General features: G+C 69.5%; 11 protein-coding genes. 7 read left to right on the top strand and 4 right to left on the bottom strand.

Going from position 1 to position 20,012, the window contains the following annotated elements:
- Nucleotides 1-41 precede the first annotated feature (41 nt).
- Entirely contained in the window at nucleotides 42-1,799 is a 1,758-nt protein-coding gene (locus tag IP91_RS08805; RefSeq protein ID WP_229474154.1) for a CehA/McbA family metallohydrolase, read from the bottom strand.
- Between the two features lie 379 nt (nucleotides 1,800-2,178).
- Between IP91_RS08805 and IP91_RS08800 the strand changes: the two genes are divergently transcribed.
- The 4 genes from IP91_RS08800 (at nucleotide 2,179) to recD (ending at nucleotide 14,516) form a co-directional block, all read left to right on the top strand.
- Nucleotides 2,179-5,394, top strand: a complete 3,216-nt coding sequence (locus IP91_RS08800; protein WP_145648562.1) for a CHASE domain-containing protein — start codon at nucleotides 2,179-2,181, stop codon at nucleotides 5,392-5,394.
- 104 nt (nucleotides 5,395-5,498) lie between these two features.
- On the top strand, nucleotides 5,499-8,903 hold the full coding sequence (recC, locus tag IP91_RS08795) for an exodeoxyribonuclease V subunit gamma (RefSeq protein ID WP_145648561.1): 3,405 nt from the start codon (nucleotides 5,499-5,501) through the stop codon (nucleotides 8,901-8,903).
- Nucleotides 8,900-12,547 (top strand): exodeoxyribonuclease V subunit beta, encoded by a 3,648-nt coding sequence (gene recB, locus IP91_RS08790; RefSeq protein ID WP_145648560.1) that lies wholly within the window; start codon nucleotides 8,900-8,902, stop codon nucleotides 12,545-12,547. Before recC ends, recB begins: the two co-directional genes overlap by 4 nt.
- Entirely contained in the window at nucleotides 12,540-14,516 is a 1,977-nt protein-coding gene (gene recD, locus IP91_RS08785) for an exodeoxyribonuclease V subunit alpha (RefSeq protein WP_145648559.1), read from the top strand. Before recB ends, recD begins: the two co-directional genes overlap by 8 nt.
- 17 nt (nucleotides 14,517-14,533) lie before the next feature.
- Here the strand turns inward: recD and IP91_RS08780 are convergent, their stop codons facing one another.
- Nucleotides 14,534-15,112, bottom strand: a complete 579-nt coding sequence (locus IP91_RS08780; RefSeq protein ID WP_145648558.1) for a TetR/AcrR family transcriptional regulator — start codon at nucleotides 15,110-15,112, stop codon at nucleotides 14,534-14,536.
- Between the two features lie 146 nt (nucleotides 15,113-15,258).
- On the opposite strand from IP91_RS08780, the gene IP91_RS08775 reads away from it, so the two are divergent.
- The 3 genes from IP91_RS08775 (at nucleotide 15,259) to IP91_RS08765 (ending at nucleotide 17,366) form a co-directional block, all read left to right on the top strand.
- Nucleotides 15,259-15,636: an antibiotic biosynthesis monooxygenase family protein gene (locus IP91_RS08775; protein ID WP_145648557.1), complete on the top strand. Its 378-nt coding sequence runs from the start codon at nucleotides 15,259-15,261 to the stop codon at nucleotides 15,634-15,636.
- Between the two features lie 85 nt (nucleotides 15,637-15,721).
- Nucleotides 15,722-16,705, top strand: coding sequence for an aldo/keto reductase (locus tag IP91_RS08770; protein ID WP_145648556.1), 984 nt, complete (start codon nucleotides 15,722-15,724; stop codon nucleotides 16,703-16,705).
- A gap of 130 nt (nucleotides 16,706-16,835) precedes the next feature.
- Nucleotides 16,836-17,366: a hypothetical protein gene (locus IP91_RS08765; RefSeq protein WP_145648555.1), complete on the top strand. Its 531-nt coding sequence runs from the start codon at nucleotides 16,836-16,838 to the stop codon at nucleotides 17,364-17,366.
- A 164-nt stretch (nucleotides 17,367-17,530) separates the two neighbouring features.
- Here the strand turns inward: IP91_RS08765 and IP91_RS08760 are convergent, their stop codons facing one another.
- Together IP91_RS08760 and IP91_RS08755 are read right to left on the bottom strand one after the other, a co-directional pair.
- Nucleotides 17,531-18,430, bottom strand: a complete 900-nt coding sequence (locus IP91_RS08760; protein ID WP_145648554.1) for a serine hydrolase — start codon at nucleotides 18,428-18,430, stop codon at nucleotides 17,531-17,533.
- A 436-nt stretch (nucleotides 18,431-18,866) separates the two neighbouring features.
- Nucleotides 18,867-19,901, bottom strand: coding sequence for a sulfate ABC transporter substrate-binding protein (locus IP91_RS08755; RefSeq protein WP_145648553.1), 1,035 nt, complete (start codon nucleotides 19,899-19,901; stop codon nucleotides 18,867-18,869).
- Nucleotides 19,902-20,012 lie beyond the last annotated feature (111 nt).

Below are 20,012 nucleotides of genomic sequence, written 5' to 3'. Positions count from 1 at the left end.
ATACGGCAGCGGGGCGGATCGAACCGGGAGCCGTGCGGCGCTCAGGGCTGGTCCGGATCGCTGGGCGGTTCGGCGGCCCCCGCTTCCTGGGCCACCCACAGCGGCGCCGACCACAGCACCTTGCCATCCTCCTGCGTCAGCCGCGCATAGTAGTAATGCTCGCCCGGCTCCGGTCGCAGGGTCACCTCGGTGGCGGCCAGCGTGACCTGCGCAGGTTTGCCATTGCGCCCCGGCACGCCGGAGACGAGCACGAGCTCGCCCGGCGCCGTGCCGGCCGCGTGGCGATAGCGCACCGACAAGGCCAGGTCGCCCTGGTTGACGAACCGTTCGCCCATCATGTGACCGTTGGCGGTGAGGACCAGCGATGCGGCCTTGTCCATGGTGGCGAATACGCGCCGTGCGGCAATCGCCTCCAGCAGGCTGGCCGCCGTCAGTGGCGTTCCCGCCGGCAGCAGGACGCCGGTGCGGTTCGGCGCCGAGGCGCCCCAGTTGGCGCAGTGGTTGTCCTGGTTCGAGCTGAAGGCCACGTGGTAGCCCGCTTCCAGCGCGCGCTGGCAGGTGGTCTCGTAATGGGTGAAGCGGGGTTCGCCTTCGTCCGTGCGGGCCGAGAAGGCGTTGCTGTTGCTGACCTCGCACAGGACCATGGCCGCGTCGCCATCGGCCGTGTAGCCCAGCGGCTTGCCGGCGGCGCGGAACTGGCTGGCGTTCGGATGGTTGAACTGGCCGAGCCAGCCCCGCTCGCGGAGCAGCGTGTACAGCCCGGCGTAATCGGTCCTGGGGGTTGCGGTATCGGCCAGCAGCTCGCCGGCGGCGTTGCGTTCCCAGCCCAGCAGCTCGGTGCCGTTCAGGATATTCAGGTGCCCGTGCTCGGCCACGCCCCATTCCAGGCCGTACAGGGCCACGAAACCGGGGTGCGCGGCGGTGAAGTCTGCCGCCTCGGCCAGTCCGGCGCGGAACAGGGCCTGCGCGCGCGCCGGGTCGGCCTGCCGGGCGGTATCGGCCGAGCCGTCGTACATATGGTTGTGTTCGGAGGCCAGCAGGAAGTCGAGGCCATGTTCGCGGGCGTAGGCGAAGGCTGCGGCGGGCCCGGCCGCGGCGCTCTGCGGCGGCTGTGCGTGGTCACAGGTGTCCAGCGCGCCGCCGCCATCGCTGTGGCCCGTCTGGCTGTGGAGGTTGCCCAGGTAGATGTCCCAGGGCAGCATGTCCAGTGCGAACGTGGCGGATGCGCGGAACGCGCCGAGCCGACGCGGGTCGGCCATTGTGCCGCCGGCGACCCGGCGCTCCTGCTCGACGGCGCCGCCATGGCCGGCCGGCGGCACGGCCCGCATGCGCACGCGCCATGCGCCGCCGGGCGGCACCGCGGCCGGTGCCTGCCAGCGCACCGCACCTTCTCCCACGCCGTTCGCCAGCAGGGTGGTGCCGCGCCAGCGCCGCACCACGCGGCCGGCGGCATCGCGCAGCTCCAGCTGCCACCCCACCCGGGCGCCCGGGGCGGCGCGCGGATCGCGGAACCGCATCACGAAGCGGCGTGCGGACGCTGCCGCCGCCGCCCGCCAGGGCGCCTCCAGCCAGGCCTCGAATTCATCGTGGTCGCGCAGTTCCACGGCCGAGGCCGGCTGCCGCGCGCCGGCCGGGACGCCGTAACCGATGCCCAGCACGCAGGCCGCCAGGCCGGCCAGCCAGGGGTGACGGCAGCGCTGGCAGCGCGCATCGCCACATGCGGCCGAAGGCTGCGCCGGCCACGCGGACCGGCAATCGTCCGGCTTCGCGCGCGAGACCACGAGGGCGGGGCCCCGCACGGGAGGCGGGCAGGCGCACGCAGCCATGCCGCGGGCACAGACACGGGCACAGACACGGGCACAGACACGGGCGCAAACACGGGCACAGAAACGGGCACAGACACGGGCACAGACACAGGCACAAACACAAGCGCAATCACGCGCACAATCACGGACGAAATCACAGACGAAATCACGGACGCCATGGCAGGTGCCATGGGAGACGGTCGCGTTCATGGTCACCTCCAGCTCTACCATTGGAACGCGCCGCCGCCGTCCCGGTTCCTGTCGCAGCCGCGCGACCTTTGCGTCCGCTTAAAGGGCGGGGCGATGGCGTCCCCGGTGACCGCGCCAGGCCTTTCAGGTATGCTGCTGCAATGCAAGAGTCCAACCAGTTTCCATGCGCGTCCCTGGCACATCCGCGATGGCCCCGGCACTGACACGCCTGCTGCAGTGGGGCGTCGGGCTGTCGCTGGCCATTGCCGTCGGGCTGACGTTCTATGCGGCGACGGCCAACTCGGTGGAGGCCGATGCGCGCCTGCGTTTCGACAGCGCCACCCGCGCCACCCAGTTCAGCATCGGCACCAGCGTGAAGGCCTATTCGGACGTGCTGCGCGGCCTGGTGGCCATGTTCCACAGCTCGGACCAGGTGTCGCGCCTGCAATTTCGCCAATACGTGGACAACCTCGACGTGCCGCGCCACTTCCCGGCCATCGAGTCGATCAATTTCGCCCCCGAAGTGAGCGATACCGAGCGCGAAGCTTTCGTGGCCCGCGTGCGTGCCGACCGTAGCGCCGACACGGCGGGCTATCCCGATTTCGAGATCCGTCCGGGCGGGCGCCGGCCCCGTTACGCGCCGCTGACCTGGCTGGAGCCGGCCGCCATCCTGAAGGACAAGCTGGGGGTGGACATCATCGCCAACCCGGCGGTGGCGAAGGCGATGGCGCTGTCGCGCGACACGGGCCAGATCAGCGCTTCCGGCCAGCCCGTCAAGGTGCAGAAGCCGGTGCCGCACATCGGCCTGGGCGTGCGCCTGCCGGTCTACCGGCGTGGCCTGCCGCTGACGGATACGGCCACGCGCCGCGAAGCCTATCTCGGTTCGGTGGGCATCGGCTTTTCCGTCTCGGCGCTGGTGCAGGCGGCGATCGACGAGATGGCCGACCGCAAGGTGCACCTGGTGCTGTACGCGGAAGCAAACAACGATCCGAACCAGCGCAACCTGCGCATCGACGACGACGACCGCCTGCTGTACAACGACAACGGTTCGCTGGAAACGCCGCCGCAGCTGGCGCCGGACATGGCCGACCATTTCGTGACGGTGCTGCCGATCGACTTCAACGGCGTGCTGTGGAAGGCCCAGTTCAGCGCCCGCAAGGCGGACATGATGGGCGGCTTCGACCGCCAGCTGCCGTGGATCGCGCTGCTCACGGGCTTTGCCGGCACGATGCTGATCTACAGCTATGTGTTCATGCTCACCTCGCAGCGCCGCAACGCCCAGGAGCAGCGGCACCTGCTCGACAGCGTGCTGGACAACGTCGACGCGCACGTCTATCTGAAGGACGCGGAACGCCGCTACATCTATGTCAACGCGCGCATGGCGCAGGTGATGGGCCGGCCCGCCGAGCAGATCGTCGGCCGGACGGACCGCGAGCTGCTGCCCGGGCACGAGGCGGCGCTGGCCTGGGCCGAGGACCGGCAGGTGCTGGCCGACGGCATCAAGCGCACCAGCGAGGGCGAGTTCGTCGATGCCGACGGCAACCTGCGCCACCTGTGGACCGTCAAGGCGCCCGTGCAGCTGGAGCAGGGCGCCGCCGTGATCTCGCTATCCACCGATGTCAGCGAGCTGCATGCGCTGAAGGAGGCTGCGCAGGCGGCCAGCCTGGCCAAGAGCGACTTCCTGTCGAACATGAGCCACGAGATCCGCACGCCGATGAACAGCGTGATCGGCATGGCGCACCTGGCGCTGCGCGGCGTGACGGACCCGAAACAGCGCGACTACCTGCAGAAGATCTACCACTCCGGCCAGCACCTGCTGGGCATCATCAACCACATCCTCGACTTTTCCAAGATCGAGGCGGGCCGCATGGACCTGGAAATGCTGGACTTCGACCTGGCCGCGCTGTTCGACAACGTGGGCAAGCAGCTGGGCGAAGCGGCGGCGCGGCGCGGCCTGGAGCTGGTGTTCGAGACCTGGCCCGGCGTGCCGGCGCAGCTGCGCGGCGATCCGCTGCGGCTCGAGCAGGTGCTGCTGAACTTCACGGGCAACGCCATCAAGTTTTCCGAGAACGGCCGCATCCACATCCGCGTCAGCATCGTCGAGGAACGCGACACCTGGCTGATGGTGCGCTTCGAGGTGCAGGACGGCGGCATCGGCATGACGCCGGCCCAGGTGGACAAGCTGTTCCAGTCCTTCCACCAGGCCGACACGTCGACCACCCGCAAGTACGGCGGCACGGGCCTGGGCCTGGTGATCAGCAAGCAGCTGGCCGAGCTGATGGGCGGCGCGGTGGGCGTGGACAGCAGCCCGGGCGTGGGCAGCACGTTCTGGTTCACCGCGCAGCTGGCGCGCGGCGTGGAACTGGCGCCGCAGGAACCGGCCGCCGCGCTGGACGGCGACCTGCTCGCCCCGATCCGCGGCGCCACGATCCTGCTGGTGGAAGACAATGTGTTCAGCCAGCAGGTGGGGCAGGAGCTGCTGGAGGATGCCGGCGCCGTCGTCGTCATCGCCAACAATGGCCAGGAGGCCCTTGACCTGCTGCAGAAAGGACATTTCGACTGCGTGCTGATGGACGTGCAGATGCCCGTGATGGATGGGTTCGAGGCCACGCGGCAGATCCGCGCCCACCCGCAGCTGTCCGGCACGCTGGTGATCGCGATGACGGCCAACGCCGGCCGCGACGACCACGCGCGCTGCATGGAGGCGGGCATGGACGATTTCCTCACCAAGCCGGTGGCGCCGAACCTGCTGTTTGCCGTGCTGTCGAAGTGGCTGAGCCAGCGCGCCGTCGAGGGCCGTGCCGCGCAGGTACGCAGCACGCTGGCCGCCCACGCCGCCACGGCGTGGGAGCCGCGCAGCGCGCCGCTGGCGCCTGCGACCGCGATGCTGGAGGCTGCGCACAGCGACGTTCCCGCTCCTGCTTCCGCTGCTGCTCCCGCTCCCCCTTCCGATGCCGCGCCGGCGCTGCACGCGCCGCCCCCGGCGGATGCAGCGCCCGAGCCGGCGCTGTTCGACGTCTCCGCGCTGGCGCTCACCTTCGGCAACCGGCCGGACAAGATGCGCAAGTACGCGGTGATGTTCCTGGCCTCGGCACGCGAGGGGCTGGTGGAAGTGGACGCGGCGCTGGCTGCGGGGGACCTGCACCGCCTCGGCGAACTGGGACACCGCATCAAGTCGTCCGCGCGGGCCGTCGGGGCGCACAGCTTCGCCGAACTGTGCCTGGCCCTGGAACGGGTGGGCCACGTGCCCGCCGACGACCTGTCGGCGCGCACGGGCGAGCTGGCCATGGCCGCCGCGCTCGTCGCCCGCATGCACGCGCTGCTGGCCCGCATCGATGTCTTCGTGACCGGGGAACTGGAAGCACAGCTGCCCGGCGAGCTGCCTGCGCAGCCGCGCTGACCGGTCCGGCGGGCCGTCGCGCCGGCGTGGCCGATGGGCGATGGACGGGCGATGGATGGAAGAATAATGGGCGATAATAGCGGGATCGTCTCCACTCTCACATCATGGCAACAGGCATCGCTCCCGGACTTCTGATCCTGCACGGCAACCAGCTCGAACAGCTGCGCGGCGCCGTGTTCCAGTGGCTGCAGGCCCACCCGCTGGCGCCGCTGGAGACGGACATCCTGCTGGTGCAGTCGAACGGCGTGGCCGAATGGCTCAAGATCGCGCTGGCCGAGGAGGCGGGCGTGTGCGCCGCCACCCGCGTGGCGCTGCCGGCGCGCTTCCTGTGGGAGGCCTACCGCAACATGCTGGGGCGCGACCGCGTGCCACGCATCTCCGCCTTCGACAAGGGCCCGCTTACCTGGCGCCTGATGCGGCTCCTGCCGGCGCTGCTGGAGCAGGATGCCTTCGAGCCCCTGCGCCACTTCCTCAAGGGCGGCTGCCCGGAACGGCGGCTGCAGCTGGCCGAGCGCCTGTCCGACCTGTTCGACCAGTACCAGGTGTACCGCGCCGACTGGCTGGCCGACTGGGCGGCCGGGCGCGACCGGATGTGCTGCCCGCGCGGCGTGCATTACCCGCTGCCGGAGGGCCAGCGCTGGCAGGCCGCCCTGTGGCGCGCCGTGATCGCCAGCGTGCCGCAGGAAGAGCGGGCGCTGGGCCGCGCCAGCGTGCACACGGAATTCATCGCCGCCGTGGCCGGCGGTGCGGACCCGGTGGTGCCGCTGCCACGGCGCGTGGTGCTGTTCGGTGTCTCCGCTTTGCCATACCAGACCCTGCAGGCGCTGGCCGCGCTGGCCCGCTTCACGCAGGTGATCGTGGCCGTGCCGAATCCCTGCCGCTTCTACTGGGGCGACATCATCGACGGCCGCGACCTGCTGCGCGCCGCGCGCCGCCGCCAGCCGCAGCGCAAGGGCATCGACCTGGCGCAGGTGCCGCTCGAGGCGCTGCACGCGCACAGCCACCCGCTGCTGGCCAGCTGGGGGCGGCAGGGGCGCGACTACATCCGCATGCTGGACGAATTCGACGAGGCGGCCGGGGAAGAGGGGGAGCACCTCCGCGTGGACCTGTTCAGCGACGACGAAGGCGGGACGCTGCTGCAGCAGCTGCAGGGCGCCGTGCGCGACATGCTGCCGCTGTCCGAACACGCCTTCCCCGTGCCGGAGGCGGACGACCGCTCGATCGTGTTCCATATCGCCCACAGCGTGCAGCGCGAAGTGGAGGTGCTGCACGACCAGCTGCTGGCACGGTTCGCGCAGGATCCCGCGCTGCGCCCGCGCGACATCGTCGTCATGGTGCCGGACATCGACGTGTTCACGGCCGCCATCCACGCCGTGTTCGGCCAGTACCGCCGGGGCGACCCGCGCATGATCCCGTTCGAGATCGGCGACGTGAACGACCGCAGCGTCAATCCGCTGCTGGTGGCGCTGGAATGGCTGCTGCGCCTGCCCCAGCAGCGCTGCCGGCAGAGCGAGGTGCGCGACCTGCTGGACGTGCCGGCCGTGGCCACCCGCTTCGGGCTCGTGGAGGACGATCTCGCCATCCTGGGCCGCTGGATCGAAGGCGCCGGCGTGCGCTGGGGCCTGGACCGCGAACACCGCGCCGGCCTGGGCCTGGCGCCGGCCGGCGAGCAGAACGCCTGGATCTTCGGCATCCGCCGCATGCTGCTCGGCTACGCCAGTGGTGATGGTGGCACATCCGGCGCCTCGTTCGGGGACATCGAGCCGTATGCGGAAGTGGGCGGCCTGGATGCCGCGCTGGCCGGCTCGCTGGCACAGCTGGTGGAAGCGCTGCTGGCCTGGCGCGAACGCCTGGCGCAGCCGCGCACGCCGTTCGAATGGGGCGAACAGGCGCGCGCGCTGCTGGCGACCTTCTTCGACGCGCGCGAGGAAAACGACCGCCTCACGCTGAACCAGCTGAACGACACCCTGAACGCCTGGCTGGAGACCTGCGACGGCGCCGGCTTCGACGAGGCGGTGCCCCTGTCCGTGCTGCGCGAGGCGTGGCTGGGCGCGCTGGACGAGCCGTCGCTGGAGCACCAGTTCGTCTCCGGCGGCGTGACATTCTGCACCTTGATGCCGATGCGCGCCGTGCCGTTCCGCATGGTGTGCCTGCTGGGCGTGAACGACGGCGACTTCCCGCGCCGCGCCAGCCGCGCCGACTTCGACCTGCTGGCGCTGCCCGGCATGGCGCGTCCCGGCGACCGTTCGCGCCGCGACGACGACCGCTACCTGATGCTGGAAGCCGTGCTGGCCGCGCGCGACGTGCTGTACGTGAGCTGGTGCGGCCGCAACGCGCGCGACAACAGCGAGCAGCCGCCCTCCGTGCTGGTCGCGCAGCTGCTCGACTACCTGAAGGCGGGCTGGCACCTGGACCTGCATGAACGCACCACCGAACACGCGCTGCAGCCGTTCTCGCGCCGCTATTTCGAACAGGGCGGATTGCTGACCTACGCCGGCGAATGGCGCTCGGCGCACGCGCAGATGGACGGCGCAGCAGGCGCACTGGCATTGCCGCCCTACGAGGTGGACGAGCGCTTCCGCCTGAAGCTGGCCGGCCTGGCGGCGTTCCTGCGCCAGCCCGTCAAGTATTTTTTCCAGCAGCGCCTGAACGTGCGCTTTGCCCCGTCGGCGCTGGTGGGCGAGGACGAGGAGCCGTTCTCGCTCGATGCGCTGGAGCGCTACTTCCTGGAAGACGAACTGCTCAAGGACGATGGCGCGCTGGAGGAAGACGATGTGCGCGCCAGCCTGATGGAACGGGCCGCGCGGCTGCAGCGCGAAGGCGTGCTGCCGATCGGCCTGATCGGCGACCGCGTGCGCCAGCAGCTGATCGAGGCGCTGCTGCCGGTGCGGCGCGCCTGGCTGGCGCTGCGCGGTGCCTATCCGGAAGCGGCACCGAAGCTGCCGGTCGACCTGCTGCTGGCCGGCATCCGGCTGGAGGACTGGATCGACCAGCTGCGTGCGGACGGCAATGCGAAGGTGTGGCTGGCGCAGATGTCGTCCAAGGTGCTCGACAAGGCCGGCGTGCCGCGCGGGGACAAGCTGATTGATGCCTGGCTGCGGCAGCTGGCGGCGGCCGCGCAGGGCGTACCCGTCACCGGGCTGCTGGTGGCGCGCGATGCCGTCGTGTCGATGCCGCCGCTGGACCGGCAGGCGGCCCAGGCCACGCTGGAGAACATCGTCGGACTGTGGCGGCGCGGCATGGACGGTCCGCTGCCGGTGGCCTGCAAGACGGCGCTGGCGCTGATCGCCGGCGGCGACCCGCGCGAGACCTACGAGCACGGCTTCGATCGCCGCGGCGAGAAGGACGAGCTGTGCCTCTACCGCCTGTGGCCGGAATTCCGCGACCTGGCCGCGCAGCCGGACTTCGAGGCGACTGCGCGCGCGCTGTACGGACCGCTGGCCGACTGGCTGGGCACCGTGGAAGTGCAGCCGATCGACGGTCCCCCTGGCGCGGAGGGCGACGCATGAGCCGCCTGCTCGACCCGCTGACCTTCCCCCTGCACGGCTCGCGCCTGATCGAGGCCAGCGCCGGCACGGGTAAGACCTGGACCATCGCCGCGCTGTACCTGCGCCTCGTGCTGGGCCATGGCGATGCGGATGCCTACCTGCGGCCCCTGCTGCCGGCCGACATCCTCGTGATGACGTTCACCCGCGCCGCCACGCGCGAGCTGTCGAACCGCATCCGCGAACGCCTCGTTGCCGCCGCCGCCTATTTCCGCGGCGAGACCGATGCTGTCGATGCCTATCTGGACGCGCTGCTGGACAGCTATCCCGACGAAGGCGAGCGCCAGCGCGCCGCGCACCGGCTGCTGCTGGCCGCCGAGACGATGGACGAAGCGGCCATCTTCACCATCGACGCCTGGTGCCAGCGCATGCTGCGCGAGCACGCGTTCGACAGCGGCAGCCTGTTCGACGAGGAACTGATCACGGACGAAGGCGCGCTGTTCGAGGATGCCGCGCACGACTACTGGCGCCAGCAGGTGTATCCGCTGCGCGAGGCGGCGCTGGCCGAACTGCAGGCCTGCTGGCCGGACGTGACGCGCCTGAAGGCCGGCCTGCGCGAACTGGTGAAACGGGCCGACGACAGCTGGACCAGCAGCGAGCCGCTGGGCACCCTGATCGGCCGCTCGCTGCGCGAACGGGAGGCCACGCTGGCGGCGCTGAAGGCCGGCTGGCCGGAGCGCATCGAGCGCATGGAACTGTGGATCGAGCGCCAGCGCGCGGCCAAGACACTGAACGGCCAGAAGATGCAGGCGCGCTTCCTGACCGGCTGGTTCGCCAGCCTGCGCAGCTGGGCACTGGACCCGGCCCGCGTCGATCCCGGCATGTCGGCCTCCGGCTGGAAGCGGCTGGTCCCGGCCGGCATCGCCGAAGCGTGCAGCGAGCCCGCCATCCCCGCAGAATTCGCGGAACTGGAAGCACTGAAAACGGCGCTGGATGCCTGCGAGCCGCTGGCGCACCGCCTGTACCGCCACGCGGCCGGCATCATCGCCGCGCGCATGGCGGAACTGAAGGCGCGCGACCGCCAGTTCGGTTTCGCGGACATGCTGGTGCGCCTGCAGAACGCGCTGGAAGGCGAGAACGGCGCGGCGCTGCGCCAGCGCATCACGGAACAGTATCCGGTGGCGCTGGTGGACGAATTCCAGGACACGGCGCCCAGCCAGTACCGCATCTTCGACCTGCTGTACCGCGTGGGCGAGAACGATCCGGCACTCGGCCTGTTCCTGATCGGCGACCCGAAGCAGTCGATCTACGGCTTCCGCGGCGCGGACATTTACAGCTACCTGGCGGCGCGGCGCGCGACGGAGGGAAGGCACTTCCAGCTCGGCACCAACTACCGCTCGACGCGCGAGGTGGTCGATGCCGTCAACCGCCTGTTCCTGCACGCGGAGAGGGCGGCGGCCGGTACCGGCTTCGCGCGCGGCGCCTTCCGCTTCCGCACGCCTGGAGCCAATCCGCTGCCGTTCGATGCAGTGGATGCGAAGGACCGGGGAGAGCGGCTGGTGGGCGTCGACGGCCAGCTGCAGGCCCTCTCCGTGGCGTGCAGCGACGTGCTCACCCTGAAGGCGGACGAGTACCGCGATTTCTTCGCCCAGCACTGCGCCGAGCACATCGTGCGGCTGCTGAACTCGCCGCAGACGGGCTTTCTCACGCACGGCAGGCTGGAACGCCTGAAGCCGGCCGACATTGCCATCCTGGTGCGCGACCGCAAGGAGGCCACGGCCATCCGCCGCGCCCTGCAGCAGCGGCGCGTGCCCAGCGTCTACCTGTCCGACAAGGATTCGGTGCTGGACAGCGACGAGGCGCGCGACGTGCTGCGCTGGCTGTCCGCGCTGGCCAACCCGCTCGATGGCAGTCTGGCGCGCGCTGCTTTTGCCACCCGCACGGCCAACCTGCCGCTGCACGAACTGGCGCGGCTGTCGTCGGACGAACTGGCGTGGGAGCAGCGCGTCGAGCAGCTGAAGAACCTGCACACCATCTGGCAGCGCCAGGGCGTGCTGGCGATGCTGCGCCGCTTCATCCACGAGCTGGGCCTGCCGGCGGCACTGCTGGCCGAGGGAGGCGGCGAGCGGCGCCTGACGAACCTGCTGCACCTGGCCGAGCTGCTGCAGTCGGCCAGCCGCCAGCTCGATGGCGAGCAGGCGCTGATCCGCTGGATGGCCGAGCAGGTGGAAGGCGAGGGCGCGGCCGGCGACGAGCAGGTGCTGCGGCTGGAGTCGGATGCCGAGCTGGTGAAGGTCGTCACGGTCCACAAGTCGAAAGGGCTGGAATATCCGCTGGTCTATCTACCGTTCGCCGTCACGGCGCGCAAGGTGGACAGGCGCAACCGCAGCTTCTTCGAATACACGGATGGCGAAGGCACGCGCCGCATCGACATGGGCCTGTCCGCCGAGGCGCAGGAAGCGGTCGAGGAAGCGCGCATCGCCGAAGACCTGCGCCTGCTGTACGTGGCCCTGACCCGTGCGCGCCACTTCCTGTGGCTGGGCGTGGCCGCGCTGCCGGGCCGCACGGAGGGCAAGAACCTGCTGCACGAATCGGCACTGGGCTACCTGCTGACGGGCGGCGAACCGCTGCCGGCGGAGGCACTGGGCGAGCGCTGGCAGCAGCTGGCCGGCGACTGCGGCGGCATCGGCGTGGCGGCGGTCTCGCATCCTGAAGGCGTGACGCTGCTTAACCGCGTCGAGGAACGTCCGGCGCTGGTGGACACGCGCCAGTACGATGCCCGTTTCGAACGCGACTGGTCGGTGGGCAGTTTTACCTCGCTGGCGCGGGGCACGCAGGCCGCGCCGCGCGATGCGCTGGAGGAGACGCTGCTGGAAGGCGATGACGATGCGCCGGGCAGAAACATCGAGGAAGGCGCCGATGCGAGCCCGTGGCACCGCTTCCCGCGCGGCTCCGTGCCGGGCAACTTCCTGCACGAACAGCTCGAATGGCTGGCGCAGGAGGGCTTCGACAGCGTGCACCACGCGAACTTCGAGGAACGCATCGGCCGGCGCATCGAGCGGGCTGGCTGGGGGCACCGCGTGGAGGACACGATCACCTGGCTGCGCGCCATCGTGACGACGGCGCTGCCGCCGCTCGGCACGTCGCTGGAGCACGTCGGCGCCATGCTGCCGGAGATGGAGTTCTGGTTCCCCAGCGAGCGGCTGGCCAGCGGCGCCATCGATGCGCTGTGCCGGCGCCATCTGCTCGGTGGCATCCAGCGCCCGCCGCTGCCGCAGCGCGCGCTGCACGGCATGCTGAAGGGCTTCTCGGACCTGGTGTTCGAACAGGGCGGCCGCTACTGGGTGCTGGACTATAAATCGAACACGCTGGGCGGCGGCGATGCGGCCTACCATGCGAAGGCGCTGGCGCAGGGCATGGCCGCGCACCGCTACGACGTGCAGGGCGCGATCTACCTGCTGGCGCTGCACCGCCTGCTGGCCAGCCGGCTGGGCGAGGCCTACGACCCGCAGGAGCACCTGGGCGGCGCGGTGTTCTTCTTCCTGCGCGGGATCGGCAACGCCACCACGCGGGGCTGCCACTTGATCGCCCCCGATCCGCTGCTGCTCGACGAACTGGACGAGCTGCTGCGGCGCGACGGCAGCGCGGAAGGAGCAGCGGATGACTGACCACACCGCGCTGTTCGCAGCGATCGACACGCTGACGGCGGACGGCAAGCTGCGCCGCCTGGCCGGGGCTTTTACGCGCTTCATCGCCACGCTGGGCGACACGCCGGCGCCAGTACTGGTGGCCTGCGTGCTGCTGTCCGAGCTGGAGGGCAGGGGCCACAGCTGCCTGGTGCTGGCCGACCTGGCGGGCGATCCGTCGCCGCAGCTGGGCTGGACGGATGGCGAGTGGAGCCGGCTGCGCAGTGCCGCCGGGCCATTGCCGAAACAGGTGAAAGGCTGGCGCGCCGCGCTGCACGACTGCGAGCAGGCCTGGTCGGTGGGCGACCTGGATTTCAACCAGCCGCTCGTGCTCGATGGCGAACGGCTGTACCTGCGCCGCTACTGGCGCGACGAGGCGACGGTGGCGGCGTCCGTGCGTTCGCGTGCGACGGCATTGCACGACGTCGACACGGCCGAGGTACGGGGCTGGCTCGATCGGCTGTTCGCGCAGGACAAACGTGGCAAGGCGGCGGACGGGGACACCGGCCCGGACTGGCAGAAGATCGCCTGTGCCGCCGCGCTGCGCGGCCAGCTGGCCGTCATCACCGGCGGTCCCGGTACCGGCAAGACGTACACGGTGGCGCGGCTGCTGGCGCTGCTATTCGCGATGGCCGGCAACCAGGCCCACGAGCTGCGCATCGCGCTGGCCGCGCCCACCGGCAAGGCCGCCGCGCGCCTGAAGCAGTCGATCGACACGGCCCTCGATGAACTGGCAGGAAGGCTGGAAGACGCGCTGCCATTGAAGGCGCTGGCCGGCCGCATGGGCGGCGCGCGCACCCTGCACTCGCTGCTGGGCGCCCGGCCCGATACGCGCGCGTTTGCCTACAACGCCGGCAATCCGCTCGATGTGGACGTGCTGATCGTCGACGAAGCGTCGATGGTGCACCTGGAGATGATGGCCGCGCTGCTGGCGGCGCTGCCGCCGCAGGCGCGGCTGATCCTGCTGGGCGACAAGGACCAGCTGGCCTCCGTCGAGGCGGGCGCCGTGCTGGGCGACCTGTGCGCCGGTGCCGAGAGCGGCAACTACGATGCGGCCAGTGCCGAGTATGTGCTGGCGGCGGCCGGCGAAGCGATTCCGGCCGCCTTCCGCGAACGGGATGGCGGCCCACTGGCGCAGAGAACGGTGATGCTGCGCCGCAGCCGGCGCTTCGGTGGGCCGATCGGCGCGCTGGCGTTGGCCGTGAATGCCGGCGATGCGGACGGTGCGCGCGCCGTGCTGCGCGGGGATGCGACGGGCCAGGTGCACTGGATCGAAGGGGCGCGGCCGAACGACGTGCTGGCGCTGGCACTGCGCGGCCGCGAGGGCACGGCCGCCGGCTATCGCGACTACCTGGAGCTGATCCGGCAGGGACCCACCGTGGCGCATGGCGGCGACCACGAGGCCTGGGTGCGCGACGTGCTGCGCAGCTTCGAGCGTTTCCGGCTGCTGTGCGCCGTGCGCGAGGGCGAATGGGGCGTGGCGGGCCTGAACGAGGCCATCGAGCAGAAGCTGGAAGGGGCGGGCCTGCTGCGCCGGCGCGGCGAGTGGTATGTCGGCCGTCCCGTCATGGTCACGCGCAACGACTACGCGACGGGTGTCTACAACGGCGATATCGGCCTGACCTTGCCGGACCCGGCGCGCCCCGGTTCGCTGCGCGTGTGGTTCACGGATGGCGAGGCGGTGCGCAGCGTGCTGGCCACGCGGCTGCGCAATGTGGAGACGGCGTTCGCGATGACCGTCCACAAGTCGCAGGGCTCCGAATTCACGCACACGGTGATGGTGCTGCCGCCGCAGGCGAATGCCGTGCTGGCGCGCGAGCTGGTCTACACGGGGATCACGCGGGCCCGCGAGTTCTTCACGCTGGTGTCGCCGAATGCGGCGGTGCTGGGCGAGGCGATCGCGGAGAAGACGCAGCGCGCCAGCGGCTTGCGCGAGGCGCTGGGCCGCTAGCCCTCAGCCCTCAGCCCTCATCCCTCAGCCCTCAGCCCTGGCTCGGCGCTGCCGCCGAACAGCGCCGCCTCGAAGGCGGGCCGGGCCAGTTGCAGGAATTCGTCGCGCGACAGTTCCGTCAACAGGGGATTGCGCACGATATAGCGCGCCCACGCCAGGCCGATGATGAAGCTGCCCGCCAGCGCGGCCCGCTGCGGGGAGCCATCCCTTGCCACCTGGCGCAATTGCGGCAGCACGCTCTCCATGAAGAACGCCTTCAGCACGGCGGCCGCTTCCTCGCTGCTGGCCGATGCGCGCAGCAGGCCGATGAAGGTCGCGTCTTCCTCCCAGACCTTGAAGAAGTGCTCGAACATCCGCGGCACCACCGCGTCCGGCGCCAGGGCGGCCAGGTCCGGCAGTTTCAGGTCGACGCTGGCGGCTTCCACGAACAAGGCATCCTTGCTGCCGAAGTAGCGGTACACCATCACGGGATCGCAGCCTGCCACTTTCGCCACGCCGCGCAGCGTGGTGCGGTCGAAACCGTGTTCGGCGAACTGGCTGCGGGCGGCGGAGAGGATGGCGGTGCGGGTTTCGGCGGCATTGCGGGAGCGTTTCATGGGAGGCGAGCGTGTAAGTCAACACTTGTTGACATGGTGGTGGATAGACGGCATTATGTCATCAAGCGATGACATACAGGTACCACCAGCGTCGTCGCCCGGCCACCCGGTGGGGCCCCTGCCACCCATGCGACCAGGAGTGCGTGATGCTGAAACATGTCGAACTCGATCCCTCGTTTTCCCTGCGCGAGCAGTATGCCGACACGGCTGGCAAGACCACCGTTCTGCTCAATGTCTTCGATGTCGCCCCGGAGGATGCGGAAGCGTTCAAGCGGGCCTGGCAGCAGGACGCGGAATTCTTCAAGCGCCAGCCCGGCTATATTTCCGCCCAGCTGCACCAGGGCATCGGCAACAGCCGCATGTGGTTCAACTATGCGGTGTTCGAAACCACGGCCGCCTTCGCTGCCACCAACGACCAGCCGGAATTCGGTCCGCTGCGCGCCGTCTACCCCGACAGCGCGACCGCCCACCCCCACTTGTTTCGCCGCGTCGTCATCCCGGGCATCTGCGTCGGCGAGGTGTAGCCGCGGTCGCGACGAACCGTCCCACGCATCGCGCCGCATCCGGCGATAATGGCGGTCTTGACTAGCTATCGACTGGAGACACGCAATGCAGAAACGCCGCTTGGGACAGGATGGATTATCGGTGCCGGAAATCGGGCTTGGCTGCTGGCAGCTGGGCGGCGGCTGGGGCGACCACTGGGACGACGCGGTGGCGCAGCAGACGCTCGCCCAGGCCTACGCATCGGGCGTGCGCTTCTACGACACGGCCGATGTCTACGGCGACGGTGCCAGCGAGCGTTCGATCGGCAGCTTCCTGGAGTCGGCCGGCCATGCCGACATCACGGTAGCCACGAAGCTGGGCCGCGCCGGCATCTACCCGGACGGCTACACCCGCGCCTCCCTGCGCGATGCGACGCTGCGCTCGGTCGAGCGGCTGGGTGTCGAGCGCCTGGACCTGACGCAGCTGCACTGCGTGCCGACGGACGTGCTGCGCCAGGGCGACGTGTTCGAATGGCTGCGCGAGCTGCAGCAGGAAGGGCTGATCGCGCGCTGGGGCGCCAGCGTGGAATCGGTGGAAGAAGGCCTGATCTGCCTGGAGCAGCCGGGCCTGACGTCGCTGCAGGTGATCTTCAATATCTTCCGCCAGAAGCCGGCCGAACGGCTGCTGCCACAGGCGGCCGAACGGAACGTGGGCATCATCGTGCGCCTGCCGCTGGCCAGCGGCCTGCTGGGCGGGAAGATCAACCGCCAGACCACCTTCCGCGCCGACGACCACCGCAACTTCAACCGCGACGGCGCCGCGTTCAATGTCGGCGAGACGTTCGCCGGGCTGGAACTGGAGAAGGGCATCGCCGCGGCCGAGCAGGTGGCCGCGCTGGTGCCGGCCGGCCTGACGATGCCGCAGATGGCGCTGCGCTGGATCCTCGACCATCCGGCCGTCTCGGTGGTCATTCCGGGCGCCAGCTCGCCCGCGCAGATCGCGTCGAACGCCAGCGCCGCGGAACTGGCGCCGCTGCCCGAGGCGCTGCATGCCTCGCTGGCCGAGGTCTATCGCACCTCGGTGCGCGACCACGTGCGCGGGCCTTACTGACGCGGGGCGCCGGCCGCGGCGTCCCGCCGCGCGGGATATTGACACGCCCGGTGACTACCACGCATGATGATCCGCACCGGCCGGAAGGCGTCGGGCCGGCTGCCAACCGTCATGCGAGGAGCTTGAAAACATGGGCTACAGGGACGACTTCTACAAGGTGGAAAACATCATCGGCATCACGGGCGACGTCGACTCGCTGCCGACCGTGTATTTCCAGAATGCCACCGGCGACTTCGGGCACATCACGCAGGTGCATTACTACGACTGGAACCAGGGCCGCAGCGCCGTCGAGACGGATGCCGGCTACCAGATCATCAATCAATGCGGCGGCGGGTGCACCTGCGGCAGCGCCACGGCCCACGAATACAACGGCAACGGTGTCTGCTTCCACCCGAGCCGGTCCGCCTTCGTGCCGCTGGCAAACCTGTCGACTGCCGCCCGGGATGTCGCCGCGCAGGCCATCTGGCGCTGCCCGCTGCTGAAGGCCGACCCGGGTCCCGACGACCCTGCCGGGCGGATGGCCGCAGGCCGGGAGATCGCCCAGCGGTGGCGCGATGCCCATCGTCCCGGGCCGCGCGGCCGGCGCAATGCCGTGAACTACACGGCCCTGGGACTCACCAACCCGCTGTTCAAGATCGCTTATCCGGACCGTGCGCAGTGAAGCGCCGGGCAGCTGCCAGGGCCGAACGTGCGGGCGGGGCTTGTCATGCTGCCCGCTGGCCGCGGTTCGGCATGAGCTGACTGGCGGGCATCGGCAGCCGTTCGGCGCGACCGGAATGCAAAAACCGGCCATCCCCGGCCGGTTTTTCGTCTCCCGAAGGCGAATTACATTGCCGCCTTCCGCTTGCGCGATTTCTTCGTCGGTGCCGCCTTCTTGCGCCCGTTCGACGCCTTCATCAGCTTCGGCTGCGCACGCGGGGCGCGGGCCACGCGCGGTTCGTCGCCGCCCGTGATGAAGCGGCGGATGTTCAGTGCGTCGACGATGCGGGCCGACGAGGCCTTGGCATTGAGCAGCACCATCGTGGCGTTCTTGCCGGCGGCCGTGATGCGCATGATGAGGCAGCGGCCCGCTTCTTCCGTGTAGCCCGTCTTCGACAGGCCGATGTCCCAGCCCTTGGCGCCGACCAGGCGGTTGGTGTTGTGGTATTCGACCTTGCGGCCCTTGATGTCGATGATGTCCTTGGTGTCCGTCGTGATGCGGGCGATTTCCGGATAGCGCGCGGCAGCGGTGGCCATCTTCACCAGGTCGGACGCGGTGGAGGTGTTGTTGGGCGACAGGCCGGTGGGCTCGTCGATATGCGTCTGCGTCATGCCCAGCGCACGGATCTTGTTGTTGACGGCGGCCTTGAAGGCCGTCGGGCCGCCCGGGAAGGTGCGGGCCAGCGAGGCGGCGGCGCGGTTATCGGACGACATCAGGGCCAGCTGCAGCACGTCGCTGCGCGGCATCGTGGCGCCGACCGGCACGCGCGAGGTGCTGTGCTTGAGCATGTCCACGTCCTGCTTGTCGATGCTGATCGGCTCGTTCATGTCGAGCTTCGAGTCCAGCACGACCATCGCGGTCATCAGTTTCGTCAGCGACGCGATCGGCGCGACGACGTTGGCATTTTTTTCCAGCAGGATGTTGCCCGAGTCGTCGATGACGAGCACGGATTGCGAACCCAGCGGCACGGCGAGCGCGGCTGCGGACACGGACATCAGCAGGGCGGCGGCAAGTTTCTTCAGCATGGTCTGTTCGGAGGAAAATCGTGAATTCGGGGAGCGAATAGGGCGCGGTTCTGGCGCGCCTTGGCAAAGCGGTGCTTTAGAGCAATTTCTCTAAAGCAGGACGATAGCATGCTGCATGCGGCCCAGTCCAGCCGATGTCAGCAGTGTGGGACGAAATAACGTCAAAAAGGGACCGTGTTGGTCCCTTTTAACTCATCAGTAAGGAAGTTCGGCGAAAAATCGGTCGGCCCGGCCAGCGCGGGTCTGATCTCTTTTCCGCCCGCAGCATGCACCGGATGCCGCTGCCCTTGTCCGGACGGGTGCCAGACACCTTCTGAAGGGCACAACGGTCCGGTCGTTGACCAGGTTGGAAAGATGCCACGCACCAGATGTCGCACACCAGATGTCAGGCACCAGGCCCGGCCGCGGAGCGGACGCTCAGCCCCGGCCCCCTCTATCACTTGCCGCCGTAGATCCTGTCGAACTCGCCGCCATCGTCGAAGTGGCGTTTCTGCGCCGCGCGCCAGCCGCCGAACACGTCGTCGACGGTGAACAGCTTGATCGGGCGGAACTGCGCCGCGTACTTCTTCGCCACGGCCGGCGAGCGGGGACGCAGGTAGTGCTTCGCGATGATCTCCTGGCCCTGTTCCGTGTACAGGAAGTTCAGGTAGGCGGTGGCTTCCTTGCGCACGCCGCGCTTGTCGACCACCTTGTCCACCACGGCCACCGGCGACTCGGCCAGGATCGAGACCGACGGATAGACGATGTCGAAGTTGTCGCCGAACTCGGCGCGCACCAGGTTCACCTCGTTCTCGAACGTCACCAGCACGTCGCCGATCTGGCGCTGCGTGAAGGTGGTGGTGGCGGCGCGGCCGCCGCCGTCCAGCACGGGCACGTTCCTGAAGATCTTGGTGACCAGGTCGCGCGCCTGCGCATCGTTGCCGCCGGCCTGCGTGACCGAGCCCCAGGCCGCCAGGTAGGTGTAGCGGCCATTGCCGGCCGTCTTCGGATTCGGAATGACCACCTTCACGCCCGGCCTGGCCAGGTCGGCCCAGTCCTTGATGCCTTTCGGATTGCCCTTGCGCACGAGGTAGATCATCGTCGAATAGCTGGGCGCCGCATTGTTCGGGAATTTCTTCGCCCAGTCCGGGGCGACCAGGCCGCGGTCGGCCAGCATGTCGATGTCGTTGGCCTGGTTCATCGTCACCACGGACGCTTCCAGGCCATCGGCCACCGAGCGGGCCTGCTTCGACGAGCCGCCATGCGACTGCTTGATCTCGATGCTCTTGCCGGTCTGCTGCTTGTACTGCGCCTCGAAGACGGGGTTGATGTCCTTGTACAGCTCGCGTGCGACGTCGTAGGACACGTTCAGCAGCGTCACATCGGCGGCCTGCGCTGCGGTGCTGCCGAACGCGGCGGCGGCGAGGGTGGCTGCCAGCAGCAGGCGGCGTCCCTGGAAGGGGGCGCCAAATACGATTTTTTTATTTGCCATGGTGGTCTCGTGTAAGAAAACAGATAAGCAATGGTCCGTAATTCCGTCCGGGAAAGAAACGAATTAATCGTTATAAGCTTAGATGATGACACAGGGACGCTTGCCGACGGC

The sequence above is a fragment of the Pseudoduganella lurida genome (genome assembly GCF_007830455.1).
GTDB lineage: Bacteria > Pseudomonadota > Gammaproteobacteria > Burkholderiales > Burkholderiaceae_D > Rugamonas > Rugamonas lurida.
The sequence above is the reverse complement of the archived record's forward strand: the minus strand, read 5'-3'. Positions and strand labels throughout refer to the sequence as shown.